The sequence below is a fragment of the Streptomyces kronopolitis genome (assembly GCF_014646275.1).
In the GTDB taxonomy this organism is placed as follows: domain Bacteria; phylum Actinomycetota; class Actinomycetes; order Streptomycetales; family Streptomycetaceae; genus Streptomyces; species Streptomyces kronopolitis.
This window is the reverse complement of sequence record NZ_BMND01000022.1, coordinates 112,976-127,734: the sequence shown is the minus strand read 5'-3', so window position 1 is coordinate 127,734 and position 14,759 is coordinate 112,976. Positions and strand designations below refer to the sequence as shown.

Genomic DNA, 14,759 nt, shown 5'->3' with positions numbered 1-14,759 from the left:
GGCGCGGCGGGCGAGCGCCCGGCCCGGCGGACCCGGACCGCCGGCGCGGGCTCGGCCGGTCAGCAGGCGGACGGCGGGGCCGCGGGGACGCCGGAGGCACCGGCAGCCCCGGACACCGCGCCCGGTACCGCACGTCCGGAGCGCCCGGCCCGCCGTACGCGGTCGGCGAGCGCCGGTTCGGCCAGTCAGCAGCAGGCGGCGGAGGCGGCCCCGGCCGCGGAGCCGACCCCGAAGACCGCTGAGGCCTCTGAGACCGCTGCGACCCCTGAGACCGCTGAGACCACGGGGACGCCCCCGGCGGCTGCCCCGAAGGCGGCGCCCGCGGGCTCCTCCGACGCACCGTGGCACCACGCCCGCCCGGCCTTCGACGAGTCGGGGGAGCCGGGCGAGCCCCGGGAATCCGACGCGACGGAGCCCGCGCCGACACGGAAACCGACGCGGAAACCGGAGCAGGCGCAGGAACAGGCACCGGAGCCGAAGCAGGCACCGGAGCCGACGCCGCCGCCCGGGCCGGCGGGTGAACCGCCCGAGCCGCCCGGCCCCGCGGCGGACGAGTCCCAGGAACCGGAAGGAGGCGACACCCCATGAGCGACGCGCTCGACATCGCGCTGCGCCTCCTCGCCGTCTTCGTCGTCTTCCTGGTGTTCCCGCTGGTCATCGGGCAGACCGAGCACAAGGTCATGGCCCATATGCAGGGCCGCCTCGGCCCCATGTACGCGGGCGGGTTCCACGGCTGGGCGCAACTGGTCGCCGACGGCGTGAAGTTCGCGCAGAAGGAGGACATCGTCCCGGCCGGCGCCGACCGGCGGATCTTCCAGCTCGCGCCCGCCGTCGCCCTGCTGCCCTACCTCCTCGTCCTGGTCGCCGTCCCGATCGGCCCGCACAACGCCGTGGGACAGGACCTGGACGCCGGGATCTTCTTCGTGCTCGCCGTCATGGGCGTCGGCGTGCTCGGCTCGCTGATGGCGGGCTGGGCCTCGGCCAACAAGTTCTCGCTGCTCGGCGGGTTGCGCACGGCCGCCCAGCTGCTCGCCTACGAGCTGCCGATGCTGCTCGCCGCGGCCTCGGTGGCGATGGCGGCCGGCACCCTCTCCCTGCCCGGCATCCTGGAGGCCTTCCACTGGTGGTGGGTGCCCTGGCAGATCGTCGGCGGGATCGTCTTCTTCGTCGCGGGGCTGGCCGAGCTGCAACGGCCGCCGTTCGACATGCCGGTCGCCGACTCGGAGATCATCTTCGGTGCCTACACCGAGTACACCGGACTGCGCTTCGCGCTCTTCCTCCTCGCCGAGTACGCGGGCATCGTCGTCCTCTCCGCCCTGACCGCCGTCCTCTTCCTCGGCGGCTGGCACGGCCCGTTCGGCGCCGACGGCCTGGGCTGGCTGTGGACGCTGGTGAAGACCGTGATCCTCGCCTTCGGCGTCATCTGGCTGCGGGTGACCTACCCCCGGCTGCGCGAGGACCAGCTGCAAAAGCTCGCCTGGACCGTCCTCATCCCGCTCTCGCTCGCCCAGATCGCCCTCACCGGCGTCGTCAAGGTGGTGATCTCGTCATGAGCTTCCCCGGTTCCGGCCTCGCCAAGGGGCTGGCCGTCACCTTGCGGACGATGACGAAACGATCGGTCACCGCGCAGTACCCGGACGTCCAGCCCGACCTCGCGCCCCGCACCCGCGGCGTCATCGGGCTGTTCGAGGAGAACTGCACGGTCTGCATGCTGTGCGCCCGCGAGTGCCCCGACTGGTGCATCTACATCGACTCCCACAAGGAGACGGTGCCGCCGGCCGCCCCCGGAGGCCGCGAGCGCAGCCGCAATGTGCTGGACCGCTTCGCCATCGACTTCGCGCTGTGCATGTACTGCGGGATCTGCATCGAGGTCTGCCCCTTCGACGCGCTCTTCTGGTCACCGGAGTTCGAGTACGCCGAGACGGACATCCGCGAGCTGACCCACGAGCGCGACAAGCTGCGCGAGTGGATGTGGACGGTGCCCGAACCGCCGGCGCTCGACCCGGCGGCCGAGGAACCCAAGGAACTCACCGCCGCTCGCAAGACGGCGGACAAGCTCGCCGCGCAGCAGGCGGCGGAGGCCGAGGCGCGGAACGCACCGCGGCCGGACGGGACCGAGAACCCGGGGGAGGCAACGTGACGCTCGCCGCCACCGGCCACGGATTCCTCTCGCCCAGCGGCGTCGAGATCGCCTTCGTCCTCGTCGGGATCGCCACCCTCGGTGCGGCCCTGCTGACCGTCACCACCCGGCAGCTGGTCCACGCCGCCCTGTGGCTGGTCGTCGCCCTCGGCGGGATCGCTGTGGAATACCTGCTGCTGACGGCCGAGTTCATCGCGTGGGTGCAGGTGCTGATCTACGTCGGCTCGGTCGTCGTCCTCCTGCTCTTCGGGCTGATGCTCACCAAGGCGCCCATCGGCCGCTCCCCGGACGCCGATTCGGGCAACCGCTGGGCCGCGCTGACGGTGGCCCTCGCCGCGGCGGCGGCGCTGGTCTGGGTCGTCGTGGACGCCTTCCGCGCCACCTGGATCGATCTGGACCGCGCCGTCCAGGGCTCCACCGAGGTCATCGGGCGCAGCCTCTTCCAGTACTGGGTGCTGCCCTTCGAGGCGCTGTCCGTGCTGCTGCTGGCCGCGCTCGTCGGCGCGATCGTGCTGTCCCGCAGGACCGGCGAGGGCAGGGCCGCGGCGGCCGCCCTCGACAACGGTGCCGCCCCCGCCCCCGCTCCCCGGGAGGAGCAGCGCTGATGCATCTCGCCTACCCGGCCGTCCTCGCCGTCCTCCTCTTCTGCACCGGGCTGTACGGCGTCCTCGCCCGCCGCAACGCGATCCTGGTGCTGATGTCCGTCGAGCTGATGCTCAACGCCGTCAACCTCAACCTCGTCGCCTTCGACGTCTGGCTGCGCGACACCCTGCACGCCGGCCAGGCGCTCACCCTCTTCACCATCGCCATCGCCGCCGCCGAGATCGGCATCGGGCTGGCGATCGTGCTGCTCGTCTACCGCAACCGCGGCAGCTCCGACATCGACCGGCTCCGTGACCTCGCCGAGACGACGGACGCCGCGGACGGGGAACCGCAGCCGGACACCACGGCGGAGGCCGCCGCGTGACGCTCACGACCACTGCCGTCCTCGTTCCTCTCCTGCCCTTCCTCGGGGCCGTCGCCGGCCTTCTGCTGGGCCGCCGGGCCCCCGGGTTCGTGCGGCCGCTGGCGGTGCTGCCGACCCTGGCCGCCGCCGTGCTGACGGTGGTCGTCGCCGTCGGGCAGGGCACCGGCCCGGCCACCGACGTGGCCACCGAACTCACCCCGACCGGCTCGATCCCCATCGACCTGTCCCTGCACCTCGACGGCTTCGCGGTGCTGATCGCCGTCCTGGTCGGCACCGTGGCGACCTGCGTGCAGCTCTACTCCACCGGCTATCTGCGCCACGACCCGCGCTACGCCTCCTACGCCGCGCTGGTCTCCCTCTTCACCTCCGCGATGCTGCTGGTCGTCTACACCGGCGACCTGATGGTGCTGCTGGTCGGCTGGGAAGTCATGGGCATCTGCTCCTACTTCCTCGTCGGCCACTACTGGGAGACCGAGGCCGCCCGGGCCGCGTCCCTCAAGGCCTTCCTCGTCACCAAGCTCGGCGACGTCCCCTTCCTCTTCGGCATCTTCGCGCTGGCCACCGACGCCGGAACCTTCCGCATCACCGGCATCCTCGGCTCCGTCGCCGACGGCGGGCTGCACCACCCGACGCTGGTCGCGCTGCTGCTGCTGGCCGGGGTCGCGGGCAAGTCGGCGCAGTTCCCGCTGCACACCTGGCTCCCGGACGCGATGGCCGGCCCCACGCCGGTCTCCGCGCTGATCCACGCCGCGACGATGGTGGCGGCCGGTGTCTATGTCGTGGCCCGCCTCCTCCCCGTCTTCGCCGCCTCCGCGGCGGCGCTGGTGGTGCTCGCCGTCATGGCCGCGATCACCATGGTCGGCTCCGGTCTGGCCGCGCTGGCCCAGGACGACATCAAGCGGGTCCTGGCCTACTCGACGGTCGGCCAGCTCGGCTACATGCTCGGCGCGCTGGCCGTCGGCGACCGCGGCGCCGCCGTCTTCCACCTCATCTCGCACGGTGCCTTCAAGGCCCTCCTCTTCCTCGGCGCCGGCGTGATCATCCACGCCGCGGGCACCAACTCGCTGGCCGCCATGTCCCGGATGAGCGGCCTGGCCCGGCGCATTCCGGACGCCTACTGGACGATGACGGTCGCCCTGCTCGCGCTCGCCGCGATCCCGCCGTTCGCCGGCTTCTTCTCCAAGGAAGCCGTCCTGGGCGCCGCCGAGCACGCCGCCACCGGCGCCGCGCACGGCATTCCCGGCGCGGCCGGCTGGACCGTCCTGGTCTCCGGACTCCTCACCGCCCTCCTCACCGCGGCCTACGCGATGCGCCTGTGGCTGCGGGTCTTCCGCGGCAAGGGCGCCGAAGCTCCCGACCACGGCCGCCAGCCGGTCGTGATGAACGCCGTGCTGTGGGTGCTCTTCCTGCCCACCGCTGCGCTGGGCCTGGCCGCCCCGCTGCTGCCGCGGTGGTTCGACGGACGCTCGCTCGCCCCGACCCTGACCACCTCCGTCCTGGGCACCGGCGTCGCCCTCGTCGGCGGCCTGGTCACCTACGCCGCCTGGCGCCACACCTCCGCCCTGGCCGCCCGCACCCCCATCGGTGCGGTCGTGGCCGACCCGGACGCCGGCCCCGAGGCCGCCGAGGAGACGGCCATCGCCACCCACGCCCCGGTCTACGGCGACAACGCCGGCGCCGCGGACCCGGCCGACCCCGGTCGCCTCCTCCTCGGCCCGCTCCAGCCGCACGCGGCCGTCGGCTTCCACCTCGACGCCCTCTACACGGCGCTCTTCGTGCGGCCCGTCCGCGCCGCGGCCACCCTCGTCCGCTTCCTGGACGGCGCGGTCGTCGACACCTACGTCCGCGCCGCGGGCGCCGCACCGCGCCTGCTGGGGGCCGCCGTCCGACGGGCCCAGACCGGAAACGTGCAGACCTACCTCGGCGCGCTGCTCGCGGGCTCGCTCCTGCTGGCCGTCGCCGCCGTCCTCGTCGCCACGGGCACGGGAGCCTGAGCGTGCAGCCATCCCCCGGGGGCCGACCCCCGCACCCCCGGAAGAGAGCCCTCGTGGCCTGCCCCGCCGGAGCCGAACCCCCCTTGAGGAGGGCCTGACCCGTGAATCACACCGCCATGCAGCTTCTCCTCGCGGGCATCGTCGTCCTCCCCCTCGTCGGCGCGCTCGCCGCACTGCTCCCGGCGCCGCCCGGCCTCCGGGGCAAGAACCCCGACCAGGCCGTACTGCGCCACGGCGTGACCGTCACCGGCGCCGTGCTCGCCGCGGCCATCGCCCTGGCCGTGGGCTTCGACCACGCGCGGCCGGCCCGTATGCAGGCCACCACCGACCTCAGCTGGATCCCGGCGCTCGACATCCGCATCCACCTCGGCGTCGACGGCATCTCGCTCCCCCTCGTCGTCCTGACCGCGCTGCTGACCTTCCTCTGCGCGCTCTACTCCTACTTCCACCTGCCGGCGGGCCCGTCCCCCAAGGCATTCGTGGCCCTGCTGCTCACGCTCGAGGCCGGCACCCTCGCCACCTTCGCCGTCCTCGACCTGATGCTGTTCTTCCTCGCCTTCGAGATGGTCCTCATCCCGATGTACTTCCTCATCGCCCGCTGGGGCGGTGCGAGGCGGCAGGCGGCGGCCTGGAAGTTCATCCTCTACACGCTGCTCGGCTCCGTCGTGATGCTGCTCGGCCTCCTTCTCATCGGCGTGAAATCCGGCACCTTCGACATGGTGGCACTGGCCACTGACAACGGCCCGAAAGCCCAGCTCAGCCACACGGTTCAGCTGCTGGCGGTGCTCGCGATCGGCATCGGACTGGCCGTCAAGTCCCCGATGTGGCCGCTGCACAGCTGGCTGCCCGACGCGCACACCGCCGCCCCCACCGTCGGCTCGGTGCTGCTGGCCGGCGTGCTGCTGAAGATGGGCACCTACGGCTTCGTGCGGATCGCGCTGCCCATCACGCCCGAGGGCATGCACACCTTCGCGCCGTACCTCGCCGCGCTGGCCGCCGTCGGCATCATCTACGGCTCGCTCGCCTGCCTGGCCCTCGTGCGCAAGGGCGCGGGCGGCGACCTCAAGCGCCTGATCGCCTACAGCTCCGTCGGCCACATGGGCTTCGTGCTGCTCGGCATCGCCACCATGACGCCCACCGGCGTGAACGGCGCGCTGTTCGCCAACATCGCGCACGGCCTGATCACCGGCCTGCTCTTCTTCCTGGTCGGCGCGCTCAAGGACCGCACGGGCAGCACCGACCTCGACACCCTCGCCCGCTCCGCCGGCATCCGGCCCGCGGCGTCCGGCGCCGCCGCGCTGCTGCCCGCGCCGTCCGGCGCCGCCCTCTACGCCCGGGCCCCCCGCTTCGGCGGACTGCTCGCCTTCGGGGCCGTCGCCTCCCTGGGCATCCCCGGACTGGCCGGTTTCTGGGGCGAGATGCTCGCGATGTTCGGCGCCTTCCGGCCGGCCGCCGGCCTCAGCCGCCCCGCCTTCCTGACGTTCATGGTGATGGCCGGCCTCGGCACCCTGCTGACCGCCGCCTATCTGCTGCTCGTCGTCCGCCGCGTCTGCATGGGCGGCACCGTCGACCTGGCCGGGGCCGCCGTGCACGGCGCCACTCACTCGGCAGGCACGAGCGGCGACGACCCGGCCGGCGGGACCGGCGGCGCGTCCGGCACGAGCGGAGCGGCCCCGAACGGCACGCCCGCTCCGTCCCCCGCCCTCCCCGACCTCCCCGACCTCGCGCGCTACGAATACGCGGCCTGGAGCCCCCTGGCCGCCCTCACCGTCCTCGCCGGACTGTGGCCCGCGGCCCTCCTCGGCCTCACCGACCCGGCCGTCCAGCAGCTCCTCGGAGGCGGTAAGTGATGAGCTCGGTCCCCACGCTGGTCCAGTCCGTCGACTGGATCGCCCTCGCGCCGCCCACCCTCACCGCGGTCTTCGCCCTCGTGGTGCTGGTCGCCGACCTCTTCCTCCCCGCGGCCCGCAAGCCGCTGCTGGGCCTGCTCGCGACGGCGGGTCTGGTGCTCGCCGCGCTCTCACTGCTGCCGCTCCTGGGCGGCCGGAGCCGCACCTTCTGCCTGCCCGGCCACCCCGCGGTCTGCAGCTATGTGGCCGACTCGTTCACCCTGGTCATCCAGTTCCTGGTGCTCGCCGGGGCGCTGCTGACCGCGCTGCTGTCCCTGGAGTCCGTCAAGGACGGGGAGCTGCCCGCGGGCGAGTACTGGTTCCTCCTGCTGTCCTCGGCGGCCGGCGCCGCCCTGCTGCCCGCCTCCCGGGACCTGGCCACCCTCGTCATCGCTCTGGAGGTCGCCTCGCTGCCCGCCTTCGCGCTGGTCGGCCTGCGCCGCGGGGACCGCCTCTCCTCCGAGGCCGCGCTCAAGTTCTTCCTGTCCTCGGTGGCCGCCACCGCCGTGATGCTGCTCGGCGTCAGCTTCCTGTACGCGGCCACCGGCAGCCTGCACCTCTCCCGGGTGGCGCACGCCCTCACCGCCCTGCCCGACCCGCGGCTGGCCACCCTGGCGAGCGCCGGCGTCGCCCTCACCCTGGTCGGCTTCGCCTTCAAGACCGCCGCCGCCCCCTTCCACTTCTGGGTGCCGGACACCTACGTCGGCGCCCCGCTCCCGATCGCCGGCTACCTCTCCGTGGTGGGCAAGGCCGTCGGCTTCTCCGGCCTGATCCTCGTCACGGTCGAGGGCTTCCCCTCCTACTCCGGCGTCTGGGGCCCGGCGCTGGCCGTCCTCGCCGCGCTGACCATGACCGTCGGCAATGTCGCGGCCCTGCGCCAGGACCCCCGGCGCGCCCACAGTGCTGTCCGGCTGCTCGCCTGGTCCTCGGTCGGCCAGGCCGGCTACCTCCTGGTCCCGATCGCGGCGGCCGGCTACGTCCACGACCCGGCGCACGCCATCGGCTCCACCGTCGCCTACGCCCTGATGTACGCGGCCGTGAACCTCGGCGCCTTCGCGGTCGCCGCCGTGGTGGCCCGCACCCGCCCCGCCAACCGGATCACCGACTACCGGGGCCTGTACCACCGGCGGCCCCTGGTGGCGCTCGCCCTCGGCTTCTTCCTGCTGTGCCTGGCCGGCCTGCCGCCGGGCATCATCGGCCTGTTCGCCAAGGTCACGGTCTTCTCCGCGGCCGTCGACGCGGGCCTGGCCTGGCTCGCGGTCGTCATGGCGGTCAACGTCGTGATCGCGCTCTACTACTACTTGCAGTGGACCACGGTCCTCTTCCGGGGAGCCGAGGAGAGCGCGCCGGAAGAGGGGTCCGCGCAGGCCCCGCACCGCGCCGCGGTCCCGGCCCCGCTCGCCACCGCCATCGCGCTCGCCGCCGTCCTCGGCATCGCCCTCTCCGGCGCCCCGCAGCTCGTGCTGCGCTTCGCCTCCGGCGCGCTGCTCTGAGCCGACGGCCGGCCCGCCGCACCCCGCGCTCCCGCCCCTCCTGACGCCCGCACGGCCGCCCGCCCGCGCCCACGGGGCCCCGCCCCACGGGGCGCGTCCGGGCGCCCGCCCCGGCCCGCCGTGCGCACACCGGGGAACCAGGCCCGTTCATCCCGCGTTGACCAGTGAGTAAGGATCCACCGGAGCGTGGAGCAACGCAGCACAGGGTTCCCCTGCCGGACCGCTTGGAGGGCGCACCGTGCACCGCCGGCACAACGGGCTCAGGACCGCCGTACTCCTCGGAGGGCTGTCCGCCCTCCTGATCGTCATCGGTGGCTTCTTCGGCCGTACGGGGCTGATCGTCGCCGTTCTCGTCGCCCTGGGCACCAACGCCTACGCGTACTGGAACAGCGACAAGCTGGCGCTGCGGGCCATGCGCGCCCGCCCCGTCAGCGAGTTCGAGGCCCCGCAGCTGTACCGCATGGTCCGCGAGCTCTCCACCACCGCCCGCCAGCCGATGCCGCGCCTGTACCTCTCCCCGACCCAGGCGCCCAACGCCTTCGCCACCGGCCGCAACCCCCGCAACGCCGCGGTCTGCTGCACCGACGGCATCCTCCAGCTCCTCGACGAGCGCGAGCTGCGCGGCGTCATCGGCCATGAGCTGAGCCATGTCTACAACCGCGACATCCTCATCTCCTCCGTCGCGGGCGCACTGGCCTCGGTCGTGATGTTCCTCGTCAACTTCGCCTGGCTGATCCCGCTGGGCCGCTCCGACGACGACGAGGGCCCCGGCCTCGTCGGCATGCTGCTGATCATGATCCTCGGCCCGGTCGCGGCCTCCCTCATCCAGCTCGCCGTCAGCCGCTCCCGCGAGTACGAGGCCGACGCCTCGGGCGCCCGGCTCACCGGCGACCCGCTGGCCCTGGCCTCCGCCCTGCGCAAGCTGGAGGCCGGCACCCAGCAGCTGCCGCTGCCGCCCGAACCCCGCCTGGAGACCGCCGGCCACATGATGATCGCCAACCCGTTCCGTGCGGGCGAGGGTCTGTCCCGGCTGTTCTCCACGCACCCCCCGATGCGCGAGCGCATCGCCCGCCTCGAACAGCAGGCGGGCCCGCAGCTCTGAGGGCCCGGCCGGCGCAGGGCGCGGTGGCCGTCACCCCCGAGCCGTCGCATGATGAATGCAACGATTCACCCGGCTCAGCGCGTCTAGCACGGCAGACACACTCTCCACCGTGCCCTCGGAAGGCTGCTGATCATGAAGCTCATCCTCAACGTCCTCTGGCTGGTCCTCAGCGGCTTCTGGCTGGCGATCGGCTATGTCGTCGCGGGCATCGTCTGCTGCATCCTGATCATCACCATCCCGTTCGGCATCGCGTCCTTCCGGATCGCCGGCTACGCCCTGTGGCCCTTCGGCCGGACGACCGTCCAGCGCCACGACTCCGGCGTCGGCTCGGCGATCGGCAATGTCATCTGGATCATCTTCGCGGGCTGGTGGCTGGCCCTGGGACACATCGTCACCGGTATCGCCCTGTGCGTGACGATCATCGGCATCCCGTTCGGCATCGCGAACTTCAAGATGATCCCGATCTCCCTCATGCCGCTGGGCCGCGACATCGTCCTGACGGACGAGCCCTTCGCGCCGCGCTGACCGCGCCCGCGGGGTCCCGGCACACGGGCCCCGGCACACAGGTGGGGCGGCACGCCGAAGCGCGCCGCCCCATCCTGTGGCTCTCGGTGGCACCCGGAGGCCGGGCCCCTAGCGGTAGTTCACGAACTGCAGGGCGAAGTCCAGGTCCTTGCCCTTGAGCAGCTGCTGCACCGCCTGCAGGTCGTCCCGGCTCTTCGAGCTGACCCGCAGTTCGTCGCCCTGCACCTGCGCCTTGACGCCCTTCGGGCCCTCATCGCGGATGATCTTGGCGACCTTCTTCGCGTTGTCCTGCGAGATCCCCTCCTCGATCGAGGCGAAGATCTTGTACTCCTTGCCCGAGGCCTGCGGCTCCCCGGCGTCCAGCGCCTTCAGCGAGATCCCGCGCTTGACCAGCTTGGACTGGAAGATGTCGAGTACGGCCTTCACCCGCTCCTCGGCGTTGGCCCGCATCTCGATCTTCTCGCCCGACCACTCGATCGACGCGCCCACGCCCTTGAAGTCGTAGCGCTGCGAGATCTCCTTGGCGGCCTGGTTGAGCGCGTTGTCGACCTCCTGCCGCTCTACCTTCGAGACGATGTCGAAACTGGAGTCGGCCATGTTGAGTTGGCTCCTCGTACGTAGATCCGTCAGGGCTGCGGCCCGACCCGGACCGCCTGCCAAGCCTAGCCACCCGACCAAGATCCAGCGCTCCCGAATCGAGTGGCGGACCACCCCCGGTCATCGGGTATGGTTTACGTCGTTGCCACGGAGCACCGCCCCGGCGGAGATCTCCCGGCAGCAAACCCAGGCGGTGTGGCTCAGCCTTCCCAGGTTCGAATCCTGGCGCCGCCACAGGGAAGTACAAAGGGCCCCTGGCTTGTGTCCGCACAAGCCAGGGGCCCTTTGCGCTGTGCGTCGACCGCGCCGGGCGTCGAACTCCTCGACCGGTAACACCCCGCCGCCGCACGGCATCCCCGCACGGCGGACGCGGGGAGTCCTCCCGGCCCGCCGCGCGGTGGCCGTTACCCGGCGGGCGCCGCTCCTCAGCCCCCGGCCGCCGCCCGCACCGCGTCCGTCACGGGGACCTCGCCGCCGATCAGCTCCAGCGTCCGCCCGACCGTGCCCGGTTCGTCGAGCAGGGCCGCCAGGACGGCGGCTACGTCGTCCCGGGACACCTCGTCGCGGCCGGTCGACTCGGCGAGCCGCACCCGGTCCGTCCCGGGGGCGTCCGTCAGCCGGCCGGGCCGCAGGATCGTCCAGTCCAGCCCGGCGCGGGCCCGTACGTCCGCGTCCGCGGCGCCCTTCGCCCGCAGATACGCCGCGAAGACCGGATCGGTGCCCTCCGGCGGCTCGCGGTCCGCGCCCATCGAGGAGACGACCAGGAAGCGCCGTACGCCCGCCGCCTCGGCCGCGTCCGCGAAGAGCGCCGCGGCGCCCCGGTCCACGGTGTCCTTGCGCCCGACGCCGCTGCCCGGGCCCGCGCCCGCCGCGAAGACGGCCGCGTCGACCCCCTCCATGTGCCGGGCGACATCCTCCACCGACGCCGACTCCAGGTCGCAGACCACCGGTTCGGCTCCCGCGGCCAGCAGGTCGCCGGCCTGTTCCGGCCGGCGGATGATGCCCGCGACCTCGTCCCCGCGCTTGGCGAGCAACCGCTCCAGCCGCAGCGCGATCTGACCATGTCCACCTGCGATGACAATGCGCATGATCCCGACCGTACGCCGAACGGCCGCCGCGCGGTGCGGGACCGGCCGGGCGGCCGCCGCCTTCCCGCCCCCGCGGCGCAGCGCCCGGCTCAGCGCTGCGACTGCCGCGGCAGCTCCAGCGCCACCTCCGCCGCCGAGTCGCAGTACTCCCGCACCGCGCTGGTGCGGGCGACCACCCGCCCGCGGTGGATCACGATCCGGCTGTACGCCAGCGAGAGCACCCCGGCGATCCGCTCCCCGCGCACCGCCAGCAGCTCCGCGGGGAAGCCCGCCTCGACCCGCACCTCCGGCAGGCCCATCGTCGCCCGCGCCGCCGAACTCACCGTCTCGTAGGCCGCCTCGGGCGTGGCCTCGCCCAGGGACGCCAGGAGATACGCGGCCTCCAGGGGATCGCCCCGCCCCACCGGGTTCGCCACGTCCCGCAGCGCCCCGCTGCCCGCCGCCACCCGCACCCCGGCCGCCCGCAGCACCCGCACCGGCGCCGGCCGCGACACCCGCGAGCCGTAGCGCTCCAGACCCGTGCAGTCGCCCTGCGGCAGGCACACGACGGCGACCCCGGCGGCCGCCAACTGCTCGGCGACCCGCGCCGCCACGCTCCGCGGCATCCGCGCCATGCCCGCACACGGCCCGAGCGCCACCCCCGGCCGCAGCCCGCCCGCCATCGCCGCGATCCGCGCCAGCCGCGCCGGATCGTCGCCGTCGGTGTGCAGGTCCACCGGGCAGCCGTGCTCGCCCGCCAGCTCCAGGACCGTCTCGACGTACCCGGCGGGATCGGGGTCGAGGTCGGGGCAGCCGCCGATGACCGAGGCGCCCATCTTCACCGCGTCCCGCAGCATCGCCAGCCCGTCCGCGCCGGCCGCTCCGGTCAGCACCCGCGGCACCGCCACCGCCGCCAGATCGGCCAGTCCGCGCAGCGACCTGCGGGCCTGCAGCACCGCCTCCAGCGAGCGCAGGCCCTGGACGTCGCCGATCCTGACGTGGCTGCGCGAGGCGGTGGCGCCGTGCCCCAGCTGGAGCAGCGCGGCCTCGGTGGTCCGCCGCTGGACGTCCTCGGGGGAGCCGGACGCGGGGCCGTCGCAGTCCGCCGTCAGCGCGGTGTCGCAGTGCGCGTGGGGCTCGACGGGGGCGGGGAGGAGGAGGTAGCCGGCGAGGTCGACGCGGGCCCCCTGCGGGGCGAGGCTGCCGGCCGTCCCGACGGCCTCGATGCGACTGCCGCCGAGCCGCACGTCCACCGTCCGGCCGTCGGCGAGCCGGGCACCGCACAGCACCAGCGCACCGCTCTCCGGCCTGGCGTACCGGCCGGCGCCGCCGGGCTTTCCCGGCTGGGGCTGCGGCGAACTGCTGTCGGACATCGCGCTCCTCGAAAGCACCGGCGTGCAAGATCACGCAGCGTTCTTCCGAGCCTAGGACGCCGCCGGGAGAGCGGTGCGCAGGCGCGAAATAGTCGTACCGGTGTGGTGCCCGGGGCACTTGGGGCACGGCCCGGATACGGATTTCACGTTTGGCGGCGGGCCGTGTAATGTCTTCATCGCTCGCCCCAATAGCTCAGTCGGCAGAGCGTCTCCATGGTAAGGAGAAGGTCTACGGTTCGATTCCGTATTGGGGCTCTGATGTGTGAGGTTCCCGTCTTCGGACGGGATCCCCTCGCATCGCAGCGGTGTAGCTCAGTCGGTAGAGCAAGCGGCTCATAATCGCTGTGTCACCGGTTCAAGTCCGGTCACCGCTACTGACAGTAGCCGATTGTGGGGTCGGTCCTCCGATCGGCTACTCTTTTATGCGTTAATCCGACCACCCGTCCGTCCAAGGAGCACTCACGTGGCTGCCACCGACGTCCGCCCGAAGATCACGCTGGCCTGCGTGGAGTGCAAGGAGCGGAACTACATCACCAAGAAGAACCGGCGTAACGACCCGGACCGTCTTGAGATGAAGAAGCACTGCCCCCGTTGCAACTCGCACACCGCGCACCGCGAGACGCGATAACACAGGCTCGTTCGTGAGGCCGTCCCCATTCGTGGGGGCGGCCTCACGGCGTTATCACCATCAGTACAGGGAGGTTGCGAGCCCATGGCGCTCGACCAGTCATTTGTGGGACGCACGTACCCGCCCACCGACCCGTACGAGGTCGGCCGGGAAAAGATCCGCGAATTCGCCGAGGCCATCGGTGACAGCAACCCCGCCTACACGGACGCCGAAGCGGCCAAGGCACTTGGGTACTGCGACGTGATCGCGCCGCCGACCTTCGTGTTCGCGATCACCTTCAAGGCCGCGGGACAGGTCATCGAGGACCCGCAACTCGGGCTGGACTACAGCCGGGTGGTGCACGGCGACCAGAAGTTCGCCTACACCCGGCCGGTGCGCAGCGGGGACCGGCTGAGCGTCACCTCCACCATCGAGGCCATCAAGTCCATGGCGGGCAACGACATCATCGACATCCGCGGTGAGGTGCACGACGAGGCCGGCGAGCATGTCGTGACCGCGTTCACCAAGCTGGTGGCCCGCGCCGACCGGGAGGCCTGAGATGACCGCCAAGATTTCCTACGACGAGGTCGAGGTCGGCACCGAACTCCCGGCGCAGACCTTCCCCGTGAGCCGCGCCACGCTCGTGCGGTACGCGGGCGCCTCCGGTGACTTCAACCCGATCCACTGGAACGAGAAGTTCGCCAAGGAGGTCGGGCTGCCGGACGTCATCGCCCATGGGATGTTCACCATGGCCGAGGCGATCCGCGTGGTCACCGACTGGGCCGGCGACCCCGGCGCGGTCGCCGAGTACGGCGTGCGCTTCACCAAGCCCGTGGTCGTCCCCAATGACGAGACCGGCGCGCTGATCGAGGTCAGCGCCAAGGTCGCGGCCAAGCTGGACGACGACGACCGCACGGTCCGGGTCGACCTCACCGCGATGAGCGCGGGCCAGAAGGTGCTGGGCATGTCCCGCGCCGTGGTCCGCCTCGCCTGAGCCGCAGCCGT

15 protein-coding genes and 2 tRNA genes are annotated in these 14,759 nt (G+C 72.7%); 14 read left to right on the top strand and 3 right to left on the bottom strand.

Going from position 1 to position 14,759, the window contains the following annotated elements; all coding sequences use genetic code 11:
• Nucleotides 1-584 precede the first annotated feature (584 nt).
• The 9 genes from IEY78_RS22890 (at nt 585) to IEY78_RS22850 (ending at nt 10,110) form a co-directional block, all read left to right on the top strand.
• Entirely contained in the window at nt 585-1,553 is a 969-nt protein-coding gene (locus IEY78_RS22890; protein ID WP_189101152.1) for a complex I subunit 1/NuoH family protein, read from the top strand.
• Complete coding sequence (locus IEY78_RS22885; RefSeq protein ID WP_189101150.1) at nt 1,550-2,140, top strand: NuoI/complex I 23 kDa subunit family protein; 591 nt, start codon at nt 1,550-1,552, stop codon at nt 2,138-2,140. The genes IEY78_RS22890 and IEY78_RS22885 overlap by 4 nt, the downstream gene beginning before the upstream one ends.
• Nucleotides 2,137-2,745 (top strand): NADH-quinone oxidoreductase subunit J family protein, encoded by a 609-nt coding sequence (locus IEY78_RS22880; protein WP_189101148.1) that lies wholly within the window; start codon nt 2,137-2,139, stop codon nt 2,743-2,745. Before IEY78_RS22885 ends, IEY78_RS22880 begins: the two co-directional genes overlap by 4 nt.
• The gene (gene nuoK, locus IEY78_RS22875) at nt 2,745-3,107 is read left to right on the top strand and encodes an NADH-quinone oxidoreductase subunit NuoK (RefSeq protein WP_189101146.1); all 363 of its coding nucleotides are present in this window, start codon (nt 2,745-2,747) and stop codon (nt 3,105-3,107) included. The genes IEY78_RS22880 and nuoK overlap by 1 nt, the downstream gene beginning before the upstream one ends.
• Nucleotides 3,104-5,101 carry an NADH-quinone oxidoreductase subunit 5 family protein gene (locus tag IEY78_RS22870; RefSeq protein ID WP_189101145.1) on the top strand — a complete coding sequence of 666 codons (1,998 nt, stop codon included), beginning with the start codon at nt 3,104-3,106 and terminating at the stop codon, nt 5,099-5,101. The genes nuoK and IEY78_RS22870 overlap by 4 nt, the downstream gene beginning before the upstream one ends.
• Before the next feature lie 116 nt (nt 5,102-5,217).
• Complete coding sequence (locus tag IEY78_RS22865) at nt 5,218-6,951, top strand: complex I subunit 4 family protein (protein WP_189101164.1); 1,734 nt, start codon at nt 5,218-5,220, stop codon at nt 6,949-6,951.
• Nucleotides 6,951-8,483 (top strand): NADH-quinone oxidoreductase subunit N, encoded by a 1,533-nt coding sequence (locus tag IEY78_RS22860; RefSeq protein WP_189101143.1) that lies wholly within the window; start codon nt 6,951-6,953, stop codon nt 8,481-8,483. The genes IEY78_RS22865 and IEY78_RS22860 overlap by 1 nt, the downstream gene beginning before the upstream one ends.
• 238 nt (nt 8,484-8,721) lie before the next feature.
• Nucleotides 8,722-9,585, top strand: coding sequence for a zinc metalloprotease HtpX (gene htpX, locus IEY78_RS22855; protein WP_189101141.1), 864 nt, complete (start codon nt 8,722-8,724; stop codon nt 9,583-9,585).
• A 132-nt stretch (nt 9,586-9,717) separates the two neighbouring features.
• Nucleotides 9,718-10,110 carry a YccF domain-containing protein gene (locus tag IEY78_RS22850; protein ID WP_189101139.1) on the top strand — a complete coding sequence of 131 codons (393 nt, stop codon included), beginning with the start codon at nt 9,718-9,720 and terminating at the stop codon, nt 10,108-10,110.
• Nucleotides 10,111-10,218: 108 nt separating this feature from the next.
• Here IEY78_RS22850 and IEY78_RS22845 read toward each other — a convergent pair whose 3' ends face one another.
• From IEY78_RS22845 to IEY78_RS22835, 3 genes are all read right to left on the bottom strand, one after another.
• Nucleotides 10,219-10,707, bottom strand: a complete 489-nt coding sequence (locus tag IEY78_RS22845; protein ID WP_018090929.1) for a YajQ family cyclic di-GMP-binding protein — start codon at nt 10,705-10,707, stop codon at nt 10,219-10,221.
• Nucleotides 10,708-11,132: 425 nt separating this feature from the next.
• Nucleotides 11,133-11,795, bottom strand: coding sequence for an SDR family oxidoreductase (locus tag IEY78_RS22840; RefSeq protein WP_189101137.1), 663 nt, complete (start codon nt 11,793-11,795; stop codon nt 11,133-11,135).
• A gap of 89 nt (nt 11,796-11,884) precedes the next feature.
• On the bottom strand, nt 11,885-13,147 hold the full coding sequence (locus IEY78_RS22835) for an amidohydrolase family protein (protein WP_189101135.1): 1,263 nt from the start codon (nt 13,145-13,147) through the stop codon (nt 11,885-11,887).
• 182 nt (nt 13,148-13,329) lie between these two features.
• Here IEY78_RS22835 and IEY78_RS22830 point away from each other — a divergent pair.
• The 5 genes from IEY78_RS22830 (at nt 13,330) to IEY78_RS22810 (ending at nt 14,748) form a co-directional block, all read left to right on the top strand.
• Nucleotides 13,330-13,402: transfer RNA gene (locus IEY78_RS22830), tRNA-Thr, on the top strand.
• 46 nt (nt 13,403-13,448) lie between these two features.
• A tRNA-Met gene (locus tag IEY78_RS22825) sits at nt 13,449-13,521 on the top strand.
• An 89-nt stretch (nt 13,522-13,610) separates the two neighbouring features.
• Entirely contained in the window at nt 13,611-13,775 is a 165-nt protein-coding gene (gene rpmG, locus IEY78_RS22820) for a 50S ribosomal protein L33 (protein ID WP_006604855.1), read from the top strand.
• 84 nt (nt 13,776-13,859) lie between these two features.
• Nucleotides 13,860-14,312 (top strand): MaoC family dehydratase N-terminal domain-containing protein, encoded by a 453-nt coding sequence (locus IEY78_RS22815; protein ID WP_189101133.1) that lies wholly within the window; start codon nt 13,860-13,862, stop codon nt 14,310-14,312.
• Nucleotide 14,313: 1 nt separating this feature from the next.
• A complete protein-coding gene (locus IEY78_RS22810; RefSeq protein WP_006604857.1) occupies nt 14,314-14,748 on the top strand; it encodes a MaoC family dehydratase in 435 nt (144 codons plus the stop codon).
• The last annotated feature ends 11 nt before the right edge of the window (nt 14,749-14,759 follow it).